This window comes from Allostella sp. (assembly GCF_041913585.1).
Taxonomy (GTDB): Bacteria; Pseudomonadota; Alphaproteobacteria; order ATCC43930; family Allostellaceae; genus Allostella.
In genome coordinates, this window is record NZ_JAYSFE010000044.1 from 1 (window position 1) to 18,558 (window position 18,558).

An 18,558-nucleotide genomic window follows, 5' to 3' on the forward strand; every position below is an offset into this window, starting at 1 on the left:
GCGTCCAGCTCATGCCGAGGGAGGCGGCGAGGCCGCGGATCGTCACCTTCTCCCCCGCCGCGAGACCGCCCGTCATCAGCACGCCGCGGATCTGGCGGTAGGCCGCGTCCTGCAGCGTCTCGCGATCGACCGGCTGGAAGAGCCGGGGCATCCCCCTACCCCCGTCCCCGCCCGAGCCGGCGCTCCAGCCGCTGGCTATAGGCCGACATCAGGGCGCAGAAGACGAGATAGATGGTGGCGACGAAGAGGTATGCCTCGACATAGAGCCCCCACCATGTGGAGTCGCTCTTGGCGGCATTGGCCGAGCCGAGCAGGTCGAACATGGCGATGATGAGGACGAGCGAGGTGTCCTTGAAGGCGCCGATGAAGATGTTGACGAGGGTCGGGATGACGATGCGCAGCGCCTGCGGCAGCACCACCAGCCGCATCGTCCGCCAGTAGCCGAGGCCGAGCGCGGCCGCCGCCTCGTACTGGCCGGCCGGGATCGCCTGCAGCCCGCCGCGGATCGCCTCGGCCATGTAGGCGGCGAAGAAGAGGACGAAGGCGATCTGCGCCCGCGCCAGCTTGTCGACGTCGACCCCCGGCGGCACGATCAGCGGGAACAGGACGACCGCCATGAAGAGCAGGCCGATCAGCGGCACGCCGCGGATGAGCTCGATATAGGCGATCGCAGAATAGCGCACGACCGGCATCGCCGAGCGCCGGCCGAGCGCCAGCAGGATCGCCAGCCAGAAGGCCGAGAAGGCGCCGACCACCGACAGCATGAGCGTCAGCGGCAGGCCGCCCCACAGTCGCGTCTCGACCGGCGCGAGCCCGCCGCCGCCGCGCAGCAGCCAGACGATCGCCGCGACCGCGACGCACCAGATCCCGAGCAGCAGCCGCATCCGGCCGGCGAGCCGGAAGGTCCGGGGAAACAAGGTCGCGACGACCATGGCGAAGAAGAGACCCATCGCCAGCGCCGGGCGCCACTGCTCCTCGTAGGGATAGGGGCCGAAGAGGATCAGGCGATATTTCGCCTGCAGGAAGGCCCAGCAGGCGCCCGCCCCCTGGAGGCACTGGTCGGCGGTCGCCGGTGCCCACAGCGCGTCGACGAAGAGCCAGCGCAGCGCCCCCGGCAGCGCCATGGCGGCGAGCCAAAGGATCGCCAGGGTGACGAGGCTGTTGGCGACCGTACCGAAGAGGTTGTTCCAGACCCACCGCGCGGCCCGGACCGGGAGGCTGCGGCGGGCGGCGCCGGGCAGCGTCATGTCGGCGGCCATCGCCTACCGCTCCACCAGCGCGATGCGCCGGTTGTAGAGGTTCATCGCGAGCGCGGTCAGCAGGCTCAGCGTGAGGTAGACCGCGACCACGACGGCGATGCACTCGATCGGCCGCCCGGTGTCGGCGGTGACGACGGTATAGACGCGCATGAGGTCGGGATAGCCGACGGCGACCGCCAGCGAACTGCTCTTGGTCAGGCTGAGATACTGGCTCGTCAGGGGCGGCACGATGATGCGCATCGCCTGCGGCAGCACGACGAGGCGGAGCGTCAGCATCCGGCCGAGACCGAGCGACTGGGCGGCGTCGATCTGGCCGCGGCGCACGCCCAGGATGCCGGCCCGGATCGTCTCCGCCATGAAGGCGGCGGAGTAGAGGACGAGACCGAAGAGGATCGCGGCGAACTCCGGGCTCATGGTGTGCCCGCCGCGGAAATTGAAGCCGCGGAGCGCCGGCAGGTCGAGCGCGAGCGGCGCGCCGCCGGCGACGAAGACGGCGAGCGGCAGGCCGACCAGGAGCAGCAGCACGGCACGCCCGGTGCGCGGGCGGACGCCGGTCGCGGCCTGCCGGCGCCCGGCCCAGCGCTGCAGCGCCCAGACCCCGATCAGGCCCGCGGCGAAGACGGCCGCGACCCACAGGTGGACCGGCTCGATCACCAGCGCCGGCAGCATGAAGCCGCGGTTGCTGAGGAAGACGCCCGGCAGCGGCGACCACGCCTGGCGGGGGGCCGGCAGCACCTGGGCGAAGGTGATGTGCAGGAAGAGCAGCTGCAGCAGCAAGGGCGTGTTGCGGAAGAGCTCGATATAGGCCCAGGCGAGCTTCGACAGCAGCCAGTTCGGCGACAGCCGCGCCAGCGCCAGCACCAGCGCCAGGATCGTCGCCAGCACGATGCCCAGCGCCGCGACATGGATGGTGTTGACCATGCCGGCGAGATAGGCCCGGAAGATCGTCTGTCCGGGCTGGTAGCCGATCAGGTTCTCGCCGATCTCGAACCCGGCCGGCTGGGCCAGGAAGTCGAAGCCGAACTCGATGCCCATGCGCGGCAGGTTCTGCCGCACGTTGCCGACCAGCCAGCCGACCGCGACGACGAGCGCGGCGGCCAGCAGGACCTGCCAGACGAGACGGCGGACGCCGCGCCGGTTCCACCAGCGCGGCGCCGTCGATTCGGGCAACGGTCCGGCGATCGCCGTCATGCGCGACCGCGGGCGCCGATCAGCGCCAGTTCGGTGCCCACTGCAACCCGCCGTCGCGCTCCAGCGCATTGATGCCGCGCGGCAGCTTGAGCGGCGAGGCCATGCCGAAATTGCGCTCCCACACCTCGCCGTAGTTCCCGACCGCCTTGATGATCTTCGCCGGGAAATCGTCGGCGAGGCCCATCTTCGAACCGAGATTGCCCTCGAGGCCGAGGAAGCGACGCACCGCCGGGTCCTTCGACTTCAGCATCTCGTCGACATTGGCCTTGGTGATGCCCATCTCCTCGGCGGTGACGAGCGCATAGTGGGTCCAGCGCGCGATGCCGCTGAACTGGGCGTCGTTGTCGCGCACCACCGGCCCCATGTGGGACTTGTAGAAGAGCTCGTTCAGGATGACGTGGTCGCCAGGGTTGCGCAGCCGGCTGCGCCGCGCCGCCAGGAACGGCGGCTCCGACGTGACGACGTCGCAGCGCCCCGCCTCGTACTGGGCATACATGTTGGTCACGTTGTCGACGACGACCGGCGTGAAGGTCATGCCGCGCGGGCGGAAATAGTCGGCGATCTGGCTGTCGATGACCGTGCCGGCGAGCACGCAAATGGCGGCACCGTCGAGGCCCTTCAGGGTGGTGACCCCGGTCCGCTTGTGGACCATGAAGCCGTAGCCCGAATAGAGCGTCGGGCCGACGAAATCGAAGCCGAGCTCGGTGTCGCGGCTCATCGTCCAGGTGATGGCGCGCGCGGCGACCTCGGCCTCGCCCGAGCGCACCGCCGGCATCGACTGGGCGAAGCCCATCGGCACGAACTCGACCGCGTCGCCGGAGCCCAGCGTCGCCGCGGCGAGCGCCCGGCAATAGTCGACGTCGAACCCTTCCCATTGCCCCTTGTCGTTGAGCTGGGCGATCGCGACCGAGCCCTCGGCGACGACGCATTTCAGCTTGCCGCGCTGCTTGATCGTCTCCAGCGTCGACGCGGCCTCGGCCGGCGGCATCGCCACCGTCGCGGCCAGGGCGGCAGTCGCCGCCAGCAACAGCTTCCTCATCATCCCCGCTTCTCCCTTCGCTTCGTACGGGCTTCCGTGCGGACCGGTCCGGGCGGCTTCTAGTAGGTCCGCTCCGCCGCGGCCGCCGCCACCGGGGCGACGCCGCGCGCCTCCTCGACCGATGCCCGCAGGTCGGCGAGGTAGGGTTCGACGATCTGTTCGTGGTTCGGATTGAGCGCCAGGTGGACCCCGGGCGGCTCGGACTGCCGGCCGACCAGCCAGCCGCGGCGCCCCATCGCGTCGGAGACCGCGCCGATGTCGAGGTCGGGATCGACCGAGTGATAGACGAAGATGCAGAGCTCGTGCGGCTCCAGCACCGCCAGTCCCGGAATGGCGTTGATGCCGGCGACCAGCCGCTCCTTGGTCGTCATGATCTGGCGGGCGACGCGCAGGTAGCCGTCGGCGCCGAGATAGTTCATCACCGCCCAGGCCGCCGCGACCGCCCCGCCGGGTCGCGAGCCCTGGGTGGTCAGGGCCGCGTACTTGCCGCGCTCCCAGTTGTCGAACTCGAAGAGCTGGTGCTTCTGCCACGCCTTGTCGCGCAGCAGCATCAGCGACGCGCCCTTGGCCGTCATGCCGTACTTGTGGAGGTCGGCCGACATGCTGCACACGCCCGGGACGTCGAACTCGAAGGGCGGGATGTCGTAGCCGAGCTTGCGCACCCAGGGCGCCAGGAAGCCGCCGACGCAGGCGTCGACATGCAGCCACAGCCCGTGCCGCTCGGCCAGCCGGCCGAGTTCGGTGATCGGGTCGAAGACGCCGAACGGATAGTTGGGGGCGGAGCCCACGATCATGATCGTGTCGGGCGTCAGCGCCCGCTCGATCGCGCCGACGTCGGCCCGGAAGTCGTTGCGGGTGGTCGGGACGCGGACGACGCGAACGCCGAGATAGTGGGCGGCGCGGTCGAAGGTGGGATGGGCGGTCCGCGGCAGGACGACGGTCGGCCGCTCGATGCCGCGCTCGGCGCGGGCCTTGTTCCGCGCCGTCAGCATGGCGAGGAAGATGCTCTCCGAGCCGCCCGAGGTGAAGGCGGCGCCGGCCGTGGGCGGCGCCTTGAGGAGGTCGAGGGCCATGGCGATGACCTCGTCCTCGAGCTTCTTCAGGCTCGGGAAGGCGCGCTGGCCGAGGTTGTTCTCGGTCCAGAAGGCCGTGTAGGCCTCCTGCTGCACGCGCTCCAGGTCGTCGTCGAGGAAGTAGTAGTAGACGGCCATCCGGCCGTCGCGCCACGAGTAGTCGTCGGCCTTGGACGCCTCGAGCTCGGCCTTCAGATCGGCCCAGGGCCGCCCCTTCTCCGGAATGCGGTTCACCGTGGCACCTCCCTCTGCGTGATATGTGATCACATGGGCGGTGATGCTGCGCCCGTCCGCGGCCGCCCGCAAGCACGGATTTCAGGACGAATATTCCATCCTGGGCGGCGGGTTTCGTCCTTCATCGATGTGTCATGTTACCGTTATCGTTGTGTCACCGCTCCGCACCACTGTCGCGGCCGATCCACCCGAACCGGAGACGACGATGATCGCAAGGCGAACGCTGCTGGGGACCGCCGGCGCTGCTCTTCTGGCGAGTTCCCTCACCCTGTCGGGCGGCGCGGCGGTTGCCGCCCCGCGTGAGATCAACTTCTGGTATCCGCTGGGCGGGGCGATCGGCGACCTCATCGTCAAGATGACGAACGACTTCAACGCCTCGCAGAGCGACTACAAGATCGTGCCGCAGTTCAAGGGCTCCTACGACGAGACCTTCAACGCGGCGGTCGCGGCCTACCGGGCGAAGAAGCACCCGCACCTTCTCGTCGGCATCGGCGCCAGCAGCCTCAACCTGATGCTCTCCGGCGCGATCTATCCGGTCGAGGACCTGATGAAGGACCACGGCCAGAAGGTCGACTGGTCGAGCTTCGTGCAGCCGGTGCTGAACTACTACCGGACGCCCGAGGGCAAGCTCCTCTCCCTGCCCTTCAACTCCTCGACGCCGATCTTCTGGTACAACAAGGACGCCTTCGCCAAGGCCGGCCTGTCGGCGCCGCCCAAGACCTGGGACGAGGTCGGGGAATATGCGACGAAGCTGCGGCAGGCCGGGTTCGAGTGCGGCTACACCACCGCCTGGCAGGTCTGGGTCAACATCGACAATTACAGCTTCCTCCAGAACGTGCCGGTGGCGACCCAGCAGAACGGCATGGCCGGCCTCGACACCGAGTTCCTGTTCAACAAGACGCGGGTGGTGCAGCACATCCAGCGCCTCCAGGACTGGGGCAAGGACGGCCGCTTCCTCTATACCGGCCGCACCTGGCAGGGCGCGCACGGCGCCTTCTCCGGCGGCAAGTGCGCGATGATGACCGAGAGTTCGGCCGGCTTCGCCGGGATCAAGCAGGCGGCAAAGTTCGAGTTCGCCGCCACCTACCTGCCGCACGAGAAGGACGTCACGCCGAAGAACAGCCTGATCGGCGGCGGCTCGATCTGGGCGATGGCCGGCCACCCGAAGGAGGACTATGCGGGCGTCGCCGCCTACCTCGCCTTCCTGACCTCGACCGACCGCCAGCTCGAGTGGCACAAGGGCACGGGCTACATCCCGATCACCAAGGCTGCCTACGAGAAGGGCAAGGCCGAAGGCTACTACCAGGCGAACCCGCACCAGGAGGTCGCCATCCTCCAGCTCATGCGCGAGGGTGCCACCGAGAACACCAGGGCCGTCCGGCTCGGCAACTACGTCCAGTACGTCGCCGCCATCGAGGACGAGCTGGAGAACGTCTGGAGCAACAAGAAGACGGCCCAGCAGGGGCTCGACGACGCGGTCCGCCGCGGCAACGAGATCCTGGCCCGTTTCGCCCAGCAGAACCGCAAGCGCTGATCGGGACGGCGGGGCGGCCTCGGCGCCGCCCCGCTCCGCATCGCCCGGACGAGACCATGATCGGCAAGAAGGTCGTCTTCCGCAGCCGCGGGCTGCCGCTCCTGCTGCTGGCGCCGCAGCTCCTCGTCATCCTGGTCTTCTTCTTCTGGCCGGCGGGGCAGGCGGTCTTCCAGGCCTTCCACCTCGCCGACCCGTTCGGCCAGCATTTCGACTATGTCGGGCTGGAGAACTTCCAGCGCCTCTTCGCCAGCCCGGAATATTACGACTCGCTGTGGGCGACGGCGGTGTTCAGCACCGGCGTCGCCGTCCTGTCGCTGGGGACCGGCCTCGCGCTCGCCGCCTTCGTCGACCATATCCGGCGCGGCCGCATGGCCTACAAGAGCCTCGTCATCTGGCCCTATGCCGTGGCGCCGGTGCTGGCAGGCGTGCTCTGGCTCTTCCTCTTCCACCCGATCTACGGCGTCGTCGCCTTCGCGCTCGCCGGCGTCGGCATCGGCTGGAACCCGCTGCTCGATTCCGGGCAGGCGATGGCGCTGGTGGTGCTGGCGGCGGCCTGGAAGCAGGTCAGCTACAATTTCGTCTTCTTCCTGGCCGGCCTGCAGGCGATCCCGCGCTCGGTGATCGAGGCGGCCGCGATCGACGGCGCCGGACCGATGCGGCGCTTCCGCACGATCGTGCTGCCGCTTCTGACCCCCACCACCTTCTTCCTGCTCGTCATCAACCTCGTCTACGCCTTCTTCGACACGTTCGGCATCATCCATGCCGTCACCCATGGCGGCCCCGGCGGCGCCACCAACATCCTCGTCTACAAGGTCTTCGCCGACGGCTTCATCGGCCAGGACCTGGGCTCGTCGGCGGCGCAGTCGATCGTGCTGATGGCGATCGTCGTCAGCCTGACCGTGCTGCAGTTCCGCTTCCTCGAGCGGAAGGTCCATTACGGATGATCGAGAACAACCGGGCGCTGGCGATCGTCGCCCACATCCTGCTGCTGCTCGGCGTCGCGACCGTCGGCTTCCCGCTCTACTACGCCTTCGTCGGCGCCAGCCTGCCGATCGAGGAGGTGCTGCAGGTGCCGATGCCGCTGGTGCCGGGCGACCGGCTGGTCGCGAACATGGCCGCGGCCTGGGACAAGGGGTCCTTCGGCCGCCAGCTCCTCAACTCGGCGATCATGGCGACCGTCATTGCCGCGGGGAAGATCGCGATCTCGCTGCTCTCCGCCTTCGCCATCACCTATTTCCGCTTCCCGCTGCGGACGGCGGCCTTCTGGGCGATCTTCGTCACCCTGATGCTGCCGATCGAGGTCCGGATCGTGCCGACCTACGAGGTGGCGGCGAACGCGCTGGCGCCGGTCGCCTGGCTCCTGGAGGTGACCGGCATCGACGCGCTCCTCGGCGGCCGGCTGACCGCCAACCTGCAATGGAGCCTGCTCGACAGCTATGTCGGGCTGACCCTGCCGCTGATCGCCTCGGCGACCGCGACCTTCCTCTTCCGGCAGTTCTACCTGACCATCCCGGACGACCTGGCCGAGGCGGCCAAGATCGACGGCGCGGGTCCGATGCGCTTCTTCCGCGACGTCGTGCTGCCGCTGTCGACGACCAACATCGCGGCGCTCGCCGTCATCCTCTTCGTCTTCGGCTGGAACCAGTATCTCTGGCCGCTCCTCATCACCACCGACCCGTCGATGACGACGGTGGTCGTCGGCGTCGCCCGCCTCATCCCCGGGCCCGAGCCGCAGCCGGCGTGGAACGTCGCCATGGCCGGCGGCCTCGTCGCCCTGCTGCCGCCGGTCGCGGTCGTGCTGGTCATGCAGCACTGGTTCGTGAAGGGGCTCGTCGATACGGAGAAGTGAGGGGACGGCGCCCTACCCCGCCATCCGCCGCGGCTGGTAGAAATGGCCGTAGGCGCCGACGGCGGCCCGCCAGCGGCGCTCGGCGTCGGCGGCCACCATCTGGAAGGCGTCGAAGCCGACGCGCGCCATCAGGAGAAGCTGGTCCTGCAGGACGTTGCCGGTCGCCCGGAGCTCGCCCCGGTAGCCCGCACGCCGCAGGCGCCGGGCCTGGCTGTAGGCACGGCCGTCCGAGAATCTCGGGAAATCGAGCGCGATCAGGCCAAGGCGGGGCAGGTCGGGCACCAGGCGTTCGACCGGCGTGCCGTTGCCGAGCCGGACGCCGACCGGCGACCGCCGCTCCAGCAGCCGCTGGCGCTCCCGGTCCCAGCGCTCGCCGCTGACCGTGATCGCGACCCCGTCCGGCGGCAGCGGCGCAGCGTCGTCGAGGTGCAGCCACTCGTCGGCGACCGTGCGGCCGTCCCTAAGCAGCGGCATAGATGCTCTCCTTGAAGGGGGCGTTGCCGACGCGCCGGCAGGTCTCGAGGAAGGTCTCGCCCTCCCGCCGGATCGCGACATAGGTCTCGACCAGCCGCTCGATCGCGTCGACCACGTCGGCGGAGGACACGGCCGGGCCGACGATGCGGCCGATCGCGGTGTCGGCCTCAGACGTGCCGCCGAGGGTGATCTGGTAGAATTCCTCGCCATTCTTGTCGACGCCGAGCAGCCCGACATGGCCGACATGATGATGGCCGCAGGCGTTGATGCAGCCCGAGATGTTGATGCGGAACGGCCCGATGTCGTGCAGCCGGTCGAGGTCGCGGAAGCGGTCGGCCAGGCGCTCGGCGACGGGGATGGAGCGCGCCGTCGCCAGCGCGCAATAGTCGAGCCCCGGGCAGGCGATGATGTCGGTCAGCAGGCCGATGTTCGGGGTGGCGAAGCCGATCGCCCGGGCCGCCCGCCACACCTCGGGCAGGTCGGCGCGGCGGACGTGCGGCAGCACCAGGTTCTGCTCGTGGGCGACGCGGATCTCGCCCAGCGACCAGCGCTCGGCCATGTCGGCGACCGCCCGCATCTCGGCCGAGGTCGCGTCGCCCGGCGGCCGCCCATGCGGCTTCAAGGACAGGTTGACGATGACGTATCCGGCCTCGCGATGGCCCGCCGTGTTGGTCCGGACCCAGCGCGCGAAGGCCGGGTCCTCGCGCTCCAGCCGCGCGACCGCCGCCGGATCGGTCGGCGCCGGGGCATAGGCCGGTGGCGCGAAATGATCCTGGATGCGCCGGACGAGATCGGGATCGAGGGCGACGCCGCCCTCCCCCTGGATGGCCCGGAACTCCGCCTCGACCAGCCGCCCCATCTCCTCGGCGCCGAATTCGTGGACGAGGATCTTGATGCGCGACTTGTAGAGATTGTCGCGGCGGCCGAGCGCGTTGTAGACGCGCATCACCGCCTCGAGGTAGCCGAGGAGATCGTCCTTCGGCAGGAATTCGCGGATCGTCCGGCCGACCAGCGGCGTGCGGCCGAGCCCGCCGCCGACCACGACCTCGAAACCGGCGGCGCCGGTTTCGTCGCGGCGCATCCGGAGGCCGATGTCGTGGACGCGGATGGCGGCGCGGTCGAGTTCCGCCCCCGTCACCGCGATCTTGAACTTGCGCGGCAGGAACGAGAATTCGGGATGGTTGGTCGACCATTGCCGGATGATCTCGGCCCAGATGCGCGGGTCCTCGATCTCGTCGGCGGCGACGCCGGCATACTGGTCGGCGGTGACGTTGCGGATGCAGTTGCCCGACGTCTGGATGCCATGCATCTCGACCTCGGCCAGCGCCGCCATGATGTCGGGCGCATCCTCGAGCCGGATCCAGTTGAGCTGGATGTTCTGCCGGGTGGTGAAATGGCCGTAGCCGCGGTCCCACCGTTCGGCGACGTCGGCCAGCCGCCGCATCTGCACCGACGACAGGGTGCCGTAGGGCACGGCGATGCGCAGCATGTAGGCGTGGAGTTGGAGATAGAGCCCGTTCATCAGCCGGAGCGGCTTGAACTCGTCCTCCGACAGGTCGCCGGCGAGGCGGCGCGCCACCTGGTCGCGGAACTGGGCGGTGCGCTCGGCCAGGAAGGCGCGGTCGAACTCGTCGTAGCGGTACATGGCAGCGGCTCCGGCCTTCAGGCTTGGGCGGCGCCCGGCAGGCCGATCGTCGGCCCGGCGGCACGGATGCGTTCGCGGAACTCGACCGGCACCGGACCGTCGGGACCGGCCTCGGCCTCGGCGAGATAGGGCGCGACCACGACCTGGCGACCGGCGTCCGCCTGCGCGGCCGCAAGCGCGGCCGCAGCCTCCGCCTCGCCCAGGAGGGCCGCATCGGCGACCCGGCTCGACCAGGCGCCGGACTTGGTGCGGAAGACGACCGCCCCGTCCCGGAGGCGGTTGGCGGTGACGATGCGACCCGTCATGCGCAGGCCGCCTGCCGCGCACTGGTCGCCTCCGGCGCGCCACGGGCGAGGGCCACGGTCTCGCCGATGACGACGAGGGCCGGTCCGTTGCCGCGATCCGCGCGGACGAGATCGCCCAGGCCGCGGAGGGTGCCGAAGGCAACCCGCTGGTCGGGCCGTGTCCCGTTCTCGATCACGGCGACCGGAGTCTCGGGGTCCCGCCCGCCGGCCATCAGGCCCTGCGCCACGTCGGCTGCGGCGCGGGTGCCCATGTAGAGCGCCACCGTCTGGTGCGGCGCCGCCGACATGGCCGGCCGCGCACCGGCCCGACCCTCGCCGGTCACGAGCGTCAGGGCGGACGCGTGGTCGCGGTGGGTGAGCGGCAGGTCGATCGCCGCCGCGCAGCCGAGTACTGCGGTGATCCCGGGAACCACCGTGAAGGGAATGCCGGCCGCGCGCAGCGCCTCGATCTCCTCGCCGCCGCGCCCGAACACGAACGGGTCACCGCCCTTGAGGCGGACCACGCGCCGTCCCGCCCGGGCGTGGCGGACGAGCAGCGCCTCGATCTCCGCCTGCGGCGTCGACGGCCGGCCCTGGCGCTTGCCGACCGGGATGCGCAGGGCGTCGACCCGGGCGTGCGAAAGAATGTCGGGGGAGACGAGATCGTCGTGGATCACGACTTCCGCCTCCTCGATCAGCCGCAGCGCCCGCACCGTCAGCAGTTCGGGATCGCCGGGGCCGGCGCCGACGAGATGGACGATGCCGGCGGGTGGCGCCTCGCGGCGGTTGATCGCCTCCACCATGGCGGCCTGCGCCTCCGCCTCACGGCCCGCCAGGACCTGCTCGGCGATCGGTCCCGCGAGCACGCGCTCCCACAGGCGTCGCCGCTGGTCGAAATCCGGCACCGCCGCCTTGACCGTGCCCCGGAAGCGCGCCGCGAACCCGGCGAGCCGCCCCAGCCGCTCCGGCAGAAGCTGCTGGATCCGGGCGCGGATGCGCCGCGCCAGCACGGGTGCGGCGCCGCCGGTCCCGATCGCGACCACGACATCGCCGCGGTCGACGATCGCCGGCATGACGAAGGTCGAAATGTCGGGCCGGTCGACGACGTTGACCGGCACGCGCTCGACGGTTGCGCGCTCGGCCGTGGCCGCCGCCTGCGCCGGATCGCCGGCGCAGACGAAGACGACCGAGGCCGATCGCAACTGCTCGGGCGTCGGGAGGTCGGCGCCCTCGTGGCGGACGACCGCGGCACCGGCCGCCGCCAGCGCCGCGGCCTTCGCCTCGGCGCGCTCGCCCGCTCCGACGACGAGCGCCGTGCGCCCGCAGAGGTCGAGGAAGATCGGGAAATGCCGCATCGCCGTCAGCCGAACGCCATGTGGGCCGAGGGCCACAGCCCCATCTCGCCGACCGGTTCGGCAGGCCGGGCGTTGGGCCAGCGGCCGAGGTCGGCGGCCGGCGCATAGAGCACCCGGAAGCTGTCGCCGGGCGGCTCCTCGACGCCCGCCTCCGACAAGGACCGCACCAGGACGGAACCGAAGCGCCCGTGCAGTGCCCCCGGCCGCCCCGGGTCCGGCCGGCGGTCGAGATGGACGGAGGCGAGCACCGTGCCGGGAACGAGGAATCCGGCCGGGAACCCGAGCCCGAGGCAGAGGAAGCTGCTCGCGACGACGACGTCGCGGCCGCCGACGAGGGCGCGGGCAGGCGCGACGAGGCGGCGGTCGCGCGCCAGCCGCAGCAATGGCTCGGCATCGCGATGGGCATCCGTCAGCGCCGCCCCGCCCGCCAACAGCGCCGCCGGGTCGACGCCGCGGCGCAGCGCGATGGCGATGGCGAGATCGGCGATCCAGCCGATCTCCTCGAAGGCGAAACGCGATGACGATGGCGGCGCGCTGCCGAAGCCGTCCATCGGCGCGGAATCGAATGGCGACATGGCCGGGGTCCTCGCTCGGGTCTTTCGAGGTAGCCCGGGTACGGCCCACCGCCAAACGAGACATTCTCAACGGGGTCGATAGGGAAATTTGATTCACTCGCCGGATGCCACCATGTATGGCCGCGGCATGGATGAAGATCGGACGTCGGCTCCGGGGCGTGCGCCGCGCGCGCCGCAGAGCCGCTGGCGGCGGTTGCCGCCGCTGAATGCGCTGCGCGCCTTCGAGGCGTCGGCGCGGCACGGTAGCTTCACCCGGGCGGCCGGCGAACTGTTCGTCACCCCGGCGGCGGTCAGCCACCAGGTCAAGGCGCTGGAGGATTTCCTCGGACTGGAGCTGTTCCGGCGCGAGCGCAACGGCCTGCAGCTGACCGACAGCGGGCGGGCCTACCTGCCCGGCGTCCGCGAGGCGTTCGACCGGCTGATCGAGGCGATGGACGAACTGGCGGCGGTCGGGCAGCAGGGCGTGCTGACCGTGAGCGTCGCCCCGTCCTTCGCCGCCAAGTGGCTGGTGCCGCGGCTCGACGGCTTCCAGGCCGCCCATCCCGACATCGACGTCCGCATCTCCGCCTCGATGGGACTCGTCGACTTCTCGGTCGGCGACGTCGACCTCGCCATCCGCTACGGCGCCGGTGCCTATTCCGATCTCGAGAGCGAACTGCTGATCCGCGACACCGTCTATCCGGTCTGCAGCCCGCAATTGCTCGATTGCGAGAACCCGCTGACCGTGCCCGAGATGTTGCGCGCGCACACGCTGCTGCACGACGACAGCCCGGACGGCGACGAGACCTGCCCGACCTGGCCGATGTGGGTGAAGGCCGCCGGGCTGACCGGGGTCGACGCCCACCGCGGTCCGCGCTTCAACCAGGCGAGCCTCGTGCTCGAGGCGGCGATCCTGGGGCGCGGCGTGGCGCTGGCCAAGTCGACGCTGGCCGATGCCGACATCGAGAGCGGCCGCCTGGTCAAGCCGTTCGACCTGACGCTGCCGGTCCGCTTCGCCTACTACATGGTCCATCCGCGGGCCAAGGGCCTGCTGCCCAAGGTCCGGCTCTTCAAGGACTGGCTCAGGACCCAGGTGCCGGCGGCGGAGTAGCGGCCGGACCGAGGACGAAGCGCTCCAGCCGCTCGAAGAGTCGCGGCCAGTCCTTCTCCTGCGGCAGGAGGACGTGGTTGCGGCTGTCGAGCATCGCGAACTCCGCGCCCGGTATCCGGGATGCCAGCTGGCGACCCTGGTCGATCGGCTGCACCGCGTCGTCGCGGGCGTGCAGGACCAGCGTCGGGACGCGCACCCGCTCCACCAGCTCGCCGACGTCGAACCGGTCGATCGCGGTCCGCAGGGCGACCGCGTTCTCGGGCGAGGTCGTCCGGTGCTGGAGTTCGACCAGGGAGTCGACCTGCTCGCGGGTCCCGTCCGGGATGAACATGGCGGCGAAGGCGTCGATGAAGGCGTTGCCGGGCCGTCCCCAGCCGTGCCGCATCAGGGTGAGGATCGCCTCTGCCTGGGCGCGCTCGCCGTCGGACATGCGCAGCAGCCGGCCGCGCTCGAAGCCGCCCTGGAGCACGAGATGGCTCACCCGGCCCGGATGGCGGCAGGCGAAGGCGATGGCGATCGGCGCCCCCTGGGACGCACCGTAGAGCGCGAAGCGTTCGAGCCCGGCCGCGTCGACCACCGCCTCGAGATCGTCGACGAAGCGGTCGAGCGACAGCGCTCCGAGCTGCCAGTCCGACAGCCCGTTGCCGCGCTGGTCGTAGCGCACGAGGCGGAAGCGGCGGCCGAGCCGCTCGAGCTGCGGTGCCCAGATCGGGCTCTGCCAGTCGTGCTCGAGGTGGGTCAGCCAATGCCCGGCCTTGACCAGCGGATAGCCGGCGCCGCTGACCGCATAGGCGATGCGCGTGCCGTCGCGGGAGCGCGCGAAGGCGATCCGCTGCCCGTGCCGGGCCTCGGGTCGCACCGGTGCGGCGGGCGCCGCAGAACCGGCGGCATCGGTCGTGACGTCGCCGACGAAGCGGAAGCCGCGGCGCGGCACCGTGCGGATCCAGACCTGGCGCTTGCCGTCGTCGTCGATCGCCGCCCGGGCGGCGCTGATGCGGGCGCTGATCGCCGCATCCGAGACGATGCGCCGGTTCCAGATCCGGGCGATCAGCTCGTCATGGGCGACGACCCGGTCGCGCGCCTGGACCAGCAGGCACAGCAGGTCGAACACCTGCGGCTCGACGGCCCGCGGCTCCCCCGCAGCGCGCAGTTCGCGGCGCTCCTCGACCAGCTCGAACGATCCGAACCGATAGCGCATGGGCGCAAGCATAGCAGCCGTTCCCCTTCCCCCGATCGCGGTTCGGGAAAATTCAGGAAAAGACAAGGAATCGGCGAGGACGGGGCCAAGCGCGGCCGGCCGCGACGACGCAGGGTGGACGCCTGTCGGCAACCGAGAGGCGGACCATGACCGCGACCCACGAGACCGAGCTTCGGCGGCACCCGGACGGCGCGATCGACATCGGCTTCTACCGGCGGCGGATCGACCCCACCCGCGCGGCCTTCCTGGCCGAAGGGGCGGGCCGGATCGCGACCGCGGCGCGGCGCCTGTGGCGGCGGCTGGCGGGGACGCCGGTGGCGATCGCCCATGCCCCGGCGACCGGCCTCAAGAAATTCTAGGGGTGCTGCGGACTATTCCTCGTTTGAGGGTCGCCGACCGCGATCGCCAGATTGGCCCCATTGCATCGGAGCGACGGGGTGCCGGCGATGGCAGAGATATTCGTCATTCACGAGAACGACGCCTGGGTCGAGCCGCTGCGGGCCGCCTTCGCCGAGATCGGCGCGCCGTTCCGCGAATGGTTCGTCGACCGCGGCGCCCTCGACCTGCGCCGGCCGCCGCCCGAGGGCGTGTTCTACAATCGCATGAGCGCGTCGTCGCACACGCGCGGCCACCGCTATGCGCCCGAGCATGCCGGCGCCATCCTCGCCTGGCTGGAGCGACACGGCCGGACCGTGGTCAACGGCAGCCGGGCGCTGGCGCTCGAGATCAGCAAGGTGGCCCAGTACCAGGCGCTCGCCCGCTTCGGCATCGACACGCCGGACACCATCGCCGCCGTCGGGCTGGAGCACGTCGCCGCCGCCGCCGACGCCATCGGCTACCCCGTCATCCTCAAGCACAACCGCGCCGGCAAGGGGCTCGGCGTGCGCCTCCTCCTGTCGCGCGCGGCCGTCGACGAGCACCTCGCCTCGCCCGGCTTCGAGGAGCCGATCGACGGGATCACCCTGGTGCAGCGCTATGTCGAGGCGCCCGAGCCCTTCATCACCCGGGTCGAGTTCGTCGGCGGACGCTTCCTCTATGCCGTCCGCGTCGACACCAGCGAAGGCTTCGAACTGTGCCCGGCCGACCAGTGCCGCATCGAGGCGGACGCCGCTTCCGGCGGCTTCGAGGCCTGCCCCGCCACGGCGCCGTCCGAGAAGTTCCGCATCGTCGAAGGCTTCCAGCACCCGCTGATCCCGGCCTGGGAGCGCTTTCTCGCCGCGAACGACATCGGCGTCGCCGGAATCGAGTTCATCGTCGACCGCCAGGGGCGGCCCTGGACCTACGACGTCAACACCAACACCAACTACAATCCGGACGCCGAGGCCCGGGCGGGCAAGCATGGCATGAAAGCGATCGCCCGCCATCTGGCGCGCCTGCTCCAGGACCGGCAGCGTGCCCGCGCCGCCTGAAGCGGGTCCGCTGCTGGGCGCGATCCTGCTGCTCGTCGGCCTCGCATTCTCGCGCACCGAGCCGGTTCCGGAATCGCCCGCCGAACTGGCGGAGATCGCCGCCCGCGCCTCACTGGCGTGAGCCGGTGCCCGGCGACGGCAGGTGGCCCTGCGCGAGCCAGTGGACGAGGGCGGCGATCTGATCCGGACGCCGGAGCCATGGCCGGTGCCCGCAGTTGCGCACGGTGATGACGTCGGTCCCCGGCCTGCGGGCGATCATTGCCGTCGCGATGGCGGCGGAGAGCATGGCCGAGTGCTCGCCGCGAACCAGCAGCACCGGGCAGGCGACGGCATCCCAGGCCGGCCACTGCGACTGATCCTGTCCGGCGGCGGCCACCAGCTTCGCCAGCACGCGCGGGTCGTGGCGCAGCCGCCAGCCGGTTCCATCGGGCCGCATGGCCTCCGCCAGCACCTCGGCCCAGTCCGCCGCCGTCAGCGGATCGCAGTCGCTGCGATAGCGGCGGACGGCGGCTTCCGCCGCCGCGCGATCCGCGAACCATGTGTCGACCGGCGCCAGCGACAGCACGCGTGCAAGCGCCGCCCGGGGCGCGAAGGCGCCGCCGTCGTTCAGCACCAGCCGCCGCACCAGTTCCGGCTGGTCGGCGGCGATGCGCAGCGCCACCGCCGCCCCCATCGAGCTGCCGACGAGATCGATCGCGGCGAGGCCGGCGGCGTGGACCAGGCGCAGCATCACCTCGCGGTAGATCGGCCCGCCATAGTCCCCCGCCTCCGGCAGCCAGTCGCTCTCGCCGTGACCCGGCAGGTCGGGGCAGAAGACCCGCCAGCCATGCCGTGCCATCGCCGCCGCGAGCGGCGCGTACTCCCTGCCGTTGCCGAGGAACCCGTGGACGCAGACGGCCGCCCGCACCGGCCGGTCGGGCACCCACTCGTGGATCGCGGCGCGCACCTCCCGGTCGCGCAGCGGCCAGCGCAGCCAGCGGCGGCGGACGGCGACCGTCACAGCACGAGGAAGTCGGCGGGAGCGAGATCGGCCGGCCCGACGCCCGCAAGCTCGATGCGGCCGGCGCCGAGCGACAGGACCGTCGCCCCGCCGCCGGTGGCGAGCAGGGCCGGCACGGCGTCGGCGGTCGGCAGCGACACCCCGTTCAGGGTCCCGTCGGGATCGCGCTCGAGGACGATCCGGTCGGTGCCGGGGACGAAGTCCAGGATGCGGTCGATGCCGCCGCCGGAGCGATAGAGGAATCGGTCGGCGCCGTCGCCGCCCGTCAGCACATCGTCGCCGAGATCGCCGGACAGCGTGTCCGCCCCCGCCTCGCCCAGCAGCGTGTCGGCGTCGGTGCCGCCGAAGACCCGGTCGTCGCCCGAGCCGCCCTGTACGAGGTCGCGCCCGCGGTTGCCGTTGACGTGCCAGTCGCCCGCCGAACCGCCCAGGACCGTGTCGTCGCCCTGGCCGCCGCGCACGAGGTCCGAGCCCGGTCCGCCGCGGACGAGGTCGGCGCCCTGGTTGCCATTGAGGTCGTCGTCGCCCGAATCGCCGTCGATCGTGTCGGCGCCGCCGAAGCCGAAGATCGTGTCGGCGCCCTCGTGCCCGATCCAGAGGTCACCCGCAGGCCCGCCCTCGATCCAGTCCGCGCCGGCGGTCGCGTCGTTGGTGGCGGCCCAGCGGGCGATGGTCTCGAGGTACTCGTCGGTGATGCGCAGCACGCCGTTGGCGTAGGGCGGCAGTTCGTAGTCGAACGAGATCAGCCCGACGACGGCGCCGCCCACCATCACCGGCGAGCCGCTCTGCCCCGCCGACAGGTCGAGGTCGTCCTCGAAGAAGAGCGTGTCGATGTCGGCGGAGTCGACGGTGCCCGCGGTCGCGTAGGGAAAGAGGTAGCCGCGGTCGGCGGGATATCCCGCCGACGTCGCGGCGACACCGACCGGATCGGCCAGGGTCGCCACCGGCAGGGTGCCGGCGGCGGCGCCGATCGCGTGGTCGAGCGTCACCACGGCATAGTCGAAGGAGAAGGCGTCGACGGGTCCGTCGACGCCGTCGTTCTCGACCCAGCGCGGGTCGACCTGCAAGGCGATCGAGCGGGCAGCCCCGAACGGCTCGCTCGACCCGCTCGCACCGGGGATCGCCCGGATCGACATGGCGTAGCCGCCGAGGTCGGCGCTGTAGACGGCATGGCCGACGGTGAGCAGGTCGTTCGGCCCGATCAGCACCCCGGTCGCGACCGCGCCGCCGAACGGGAAGTCGATCTCCAGCCGGACGACGGCGCTCCACGGCAACACCGTCGTCTGCGTCACCTCCGTCCGGTCGTCGGCACCGAAGATCATCGCCGCCCGATCGTCGCCGCCCCGCGG

General features: G+C 71.2%; 19 protein-coding genes. 7 read left to right on the forward strand and 12 right to left on the reverse strand.

Annotated elements, in window-relative coordinates:
• Positions 1-155: 155 nt before the first annotated feature.
• The 4 genes from ACE3Q3_RS10580 to ACE3Q3_RS10595 are packed head-to-tail and all read right to left on the reverse strand — an operon-like array spanning position 156 to position 4,796.
• The gene (locus ACE3Q3_RS10580) at positions 156-1,259 is read right to left on the reverse strand and encodes an amino acid ABC transporter permease (RefSeq protein ID WP_374445535.1); all 1,104 of its coding nucleotides are present in this window, start codon (positions 1,257-1,259) and stop codon (positions 156-158) included.
• 3 nt (positions 1,260-1,262) lie between these two features.
• A complete protein-coding gene (locus tag ACE3Q3_RS10585; protein ID WP_374445538.1) occupies positions 1,263-2,450 on the reverse strand; it encodes an amino acid ABC transporter permease in 1,188 nt (395 codons plus the stop codon).
• A 19-nt stretch (positions 2,451-2,469) separates the two neighbouring features.
• The gene (locus ACE3Q3_RS10590) at positions 2,470-3,492 is read right to left on the reverse strand and encodes an amino acid ABC transporter substrate-binding protein (RefSeq protein ID WP_374445541.1); all 1,023 of its coding nucleotides are present in this window, start codon (positions 3,490-3,492) and stop codon (positions 2,470-2,472) included.
• Positions 3,493-3,548: 56 nt separating this feature from the next.
• Entirely contained in the window at positions 3,549-4,796 is a 1,248-nt protein-coding gene (locus ACE3Q3_RS10595) for an aspartate aminotransferase family protein (protein ID WP_374445544.1), read from the reverse strand.
• Positions 4,797-5,001: 205 nt separating this feature from the next.
• On the opposite strand from ACE3Q3_RS10595, the gene ugpB reads away from it, so the two are divergent.
• The 3 genes from ugpB to ACE3Q3_RS10610 are packed head-to-tail and all read left to right on the forward strand — an operon-like array spanning position 5,002 to position 8,179.
• Positions 5,002-6,330 (forward strand): sn-glycerol-3-phosphate ABC transporter substrate-binding protein UgpB, encoded by a 1,329-nt coding sequence (gene ugpB / locus ACE3Q3_RS10600; RefSeq protein ID WP_374445546.1) that lies wholly within the window; start codon positions 5,002-5,004, stop codon positions 6,328-6,330.
• Between the two features lie 56 nt (positions 6,331-6,386).
• On the forward strand, positions 6,387-7,274 hold the full coding sequence (gene ugpA, locus ACE3Q3_RS10605) for a sn-glycerol-3-phosphate ABC transporter permease UgpA (RefSeq protein ID WP_374445549.1): 888 nt from the start codon (positions 6,387-6,389) through the stop codon (positions 7,272-7,274).
• Positions 7,271-8,179: an ABC transporter permease subunit gene (locus ACE3Q3_RS10610; RefSeq protein WP_374445552.1), complete on the forward strand. Its 909-nt coding sequence runs from the start codon at positions 7,271-7,273 to the stop codon at positions 8,177-8,179. The genes ugpA and ACE3Q3_RS10610 overlap by 4 nt, the downstream gene beginning before the upstream one ends.
• A 12-nt stretch (positions 8,180-8,191) precedes the next feature.
• On the opposite strand, the gene ACE3Q3_RS10615 is transcribed toward ACE3Q3_RS10610, so the two are convergent.
• From ACE3Q3_RS10615 to ACE3Q3_RS10635, 5 genes are read right to left on the reverse strand one after another with little or no spacing between them, the layout of a single operon-like run.
• Positions 8,192-8,653, reverse strand: coding sequence for a DUF934 domain-containing protein (locus ACE3Q3_RS10615; RefSeq protein WP_374445554.1), 462 nt, complete (start codon positions 8,651-8,653; stop codon positions 8,192-8,194).
• Positions 8,640-10,298, reverse strand: coding sequence for a nitrite/sulfite reductase (locus ACE3Q3_RS10620; protein ID WP_374445557.1), 1,659 nt, complete (start codon positions 10,296-10,298; stop codon positions 8,640-8,642). The genes ACE3Q3_RS10615 and ACE3Q3_RS10620 overlap by 14 nt, the downstream gene beginning before the upstream one ends.
• Before the next feature lie 17 nt (positions 10,299-10,315).
• A complete protein-coding gene (locus ACE3Q3_RS10625; RefSeq protein WP_374445560.1) occupies positions 10,316-10,603 on the reverse strand; it encodes a DUF2849 domain-containing protein in 288 nt (95 codons plus the stop codon).
• Entirely contained in the window at positions 10,600-11,937 is a 1,338-nt protein-coding gene (gene cysG, locus ACE3Q3_RS10630) for a siroheme synthase CysG (protein ID WP_374445562.1), read from the reverse strand. The genes ACE3Q3_RS10625 and cysG overlap by 4 nt, the downstream gene beginning before the upstream one ends.
• 5 nt (positions 11,938-11,942) lie before the next feature.
• On the reverse strand, positions 11,943-12,512 hold the full coding sequence (locus ACE3Q3_RS10635; protein ID WP_374445565.1) for a hypothetical protein: 570 nt from the start codon (positions 12,510-12,512) through the stop codon (positions 11,943-11,945).
• 193 nt (positions 12,513-12,705) lie between these two features.
• On the opposite strand from ACE3Q3_RS10635, the gene ACE3Q3_RS10640 reads away from it, so the two are divergent.
• On the forward strand, positions 12,706-13,602 hold the full coding sequence (locus ACE3Q3_RS10640; protein ID WP_374445568.1) for a transcriptional regulator GcvA: 897 nt from the start codon (positions 12,706-12,708) through the stop codon (positions 13,600-13,602).
• On the opposite strand, the gene ACE3Q3_RS10645 is transcribed toward ACE3Q3_RS10640, so the two are convergent.
• Positions 13,574-14,800 carry an alpha/beta fold hydrolase gene (locus tag ACE3Q3_RS10645; RefSeq protein WP_374445570.1) on the reverse strand — a complete coding sequence of 409 codons (1,227 nt, stop codon included), beginning with the start codon at positions 14,798-14,800 and terminating at the stop codon, positions 13,574-13,576. The genes ACE3Q3_RS10640 and ACE3Q3_RS10645 overlap by 29 nt on opposite strands.
• A 146-nt stretch (positions 14,801-14,946) precedes the next feature.
• Between ACE3Q3_RS10645 and ACE3Q3_RS10650 the strand changes: the two genes are divergently transcribed.
• From ACE3Q3_RS10650 to ACE3Q3_RS10660, 3 genes are all read left to right on the forward strand, one after another.
• Positions 14,947-15,159, forward strand: a complete 213-nt coding sequence (locus ACE3Q3_RS10650; RefSeq protein WP_374445571.1) for a hypothetical protein — start codon at positions 14,947-14,949, stop codon at positions 15,157-15,159.
• Between the two features lie 87 nt (positions 15,160-15,246).
• The gene (locus ACE3Q3_RS10655) at positions 15,247-16,209 is read left to right on the forward strand and encodes a RimK family alpha-L-glutamate ligase (protein WP_374445573.1); all 963 of its coding nucleotides are present in this window, start codon (positions 15,247-15,249) and stop codon (positions 16,207-16,209) included.
• Positions 16,193-16,330, forward strand: a complete 138-nt coding sequence (locus tag ACE3Q3_RS10660; RefSeq protein WP_374445576.1) for a hypothetical protein — start codon at positions 16,193-16,195, stop codon at positions 16,328-16,330. The genes ACE3Q3_RS10655 and ACE3Q3_RS10660 overlap by 17 nt, the downstream gene beginning before the upstream one ends.
• Here the strand turns inward: ACE3Q3_RS10660 and ACE3Q3_RS10665 are convergent.
• Complete coding sequence (locus tag ACE3Q3_RS10665; RefSeq protein WP_374445579.1) at positions 16,319-17,209, reverse strand: alpha/beta fold hydrolase; 891 nt, start codon at positions 17,207-17,209, stop codon at positions 16,319-16,321. The two genes, ACE3Q3_RS10660 and ACE3Q3_RS10665, sit on opposite strands and share 12 nt — an antisense overlap.
• On the reverse strand, positions 17,206-18,531 hold the full coding sequence (locus ACE3Q3_RS10670) for a trypsin-like serine protease (RefSeq protein ID WP_374445581.1): 1,326 nt from the start codon (positions 18,529-18,531) through the stop codon (positions 17,206-17,208). Before ACE3Q3_RS10670 ends, ACE3Q3_RS10665 begins: the two co-directional genes overlap by 4 nt.
• Between the last annotated feature and the right edge of the window lie 27 nt (positions 18,532-18,558).

What these genes read in the sequence shown, in the direction of transcription:
- ACE3Q3_RS10580 (WP_374445535.1), bottom strand. Translation starts at nt 1,259, where the DNA reads ATGGCCGCCGACATGACGCTGCCCGGCGCCGCCCGCCGCAGCCTCCCG.
- ACE3Q3_RS10585 (WP_374445538.1), bottom strand. Translation starts at nt 2,450, where the DNA reads ATGACGGCGATCGCCGGACCGTTGCCCGAATCGACGGCGCCGCGCTGG.
- ACE3Q3_RS10590 (WP_374445541.1), bottom strand. Translation starts at nt 3,492, where the DNA reads ATGATGAGGAAGCTGTTGCTGGCGGCGACTGCCGCCCTGGCCGCGACG.
- ugpB (WP_374445546.1), top strand. Translation starts at nt 5,002, where the DNA reads ATGATCGCAAGGCGAACGCTGCTGGGGACCGCCGGCGCTGCTCTTCTG.
- ugpA (WP_374445549.1), top strand. Translation starts at nt 6,387, where the DNA reads ATGATCGGCAAGAAGGTCGTCTTCCGCAGCCGCGGGCTGCCGCTCCTG.
- ACE3Q3_RS10610 (WP_374445552.1), top strand. Translation starts at nt 7,271, where the DNA reads ATGATCGAGAACAACCGGGCGCTGGCGATCGTCGCCCACATCCTGCTG.
- ACE3Q3_RS10615 (WP_374445554.1), bottom strand. Translation starts at nt 8,653, where the DNA reads ATGCCGCTGCTTAGGGACGGCCGCACGGTCGCCGACGAGTGGCTGCAC.
- ACE3Q3_RS10620 (WP_374445557.1), bottom strand. Translation starts at nt 10,298, where the DNA reads ATGTACCGCTACGACGAGTTCGACCGCGCCTTCCTGGCCGAGCGCACC.
- ACE3Q3_RS10625 (WP_374445560.1), bottom strand. Translation starts at nt 10,603, where the DNA reads ATGACGGGTCGCATCGTCACCGCCAACCGCCTCCGGGACGGGGCGGTC.
- cysG (WP_374445562.1), bottom strand. Translation starts at nt 11,937, where the DNA reads ATGCGGCATTTCCCGATCTTCCTCGACCTCTGCGGGCGCACGGCGCTC.
- ACE3Q3_RS10635 (WP_374445565.1), bottom strand. Translation starts at nt 12,512, where the DNA reads ATGTCGCCATTCGATTCCGCGCCGATGGACGGCTTCGGCAGCGCGCCG.
- ACE3Q3_RS10645 (WP_374445570.1), bottom strand. Translation starts at nt 14,800, where the DNA reads ATGCGCTATCGGTTCGGATCGTTCGAGCTGGTCGAGGAGCGCCGCGAA.
- ACE3Q3_RS10650 (WP_374445571.1), top strand. Translation starts at nt 14,947, where the DNA reads ATGACCGCGACCCACGAGACCGAGCTTCGGCGGCACCCGGACGGCGCG.
- ACE3Q3_RS10655 (WP_374445573.1), top strand. Translation starts at nt 15,247, where the DNA reads ATGGCAGAGATATTCGTCATTCACGAGAACGACGCCTGGGTCGAGCCG.
- ACE3Q3_RS10670 (WP_374445581.1), bottom strand. Translation starts at nt 18,531, where the DNA reads ATGATCTTCGGTGCCGACGACCGGACGGAGGTGACGCAGACGACGGTG.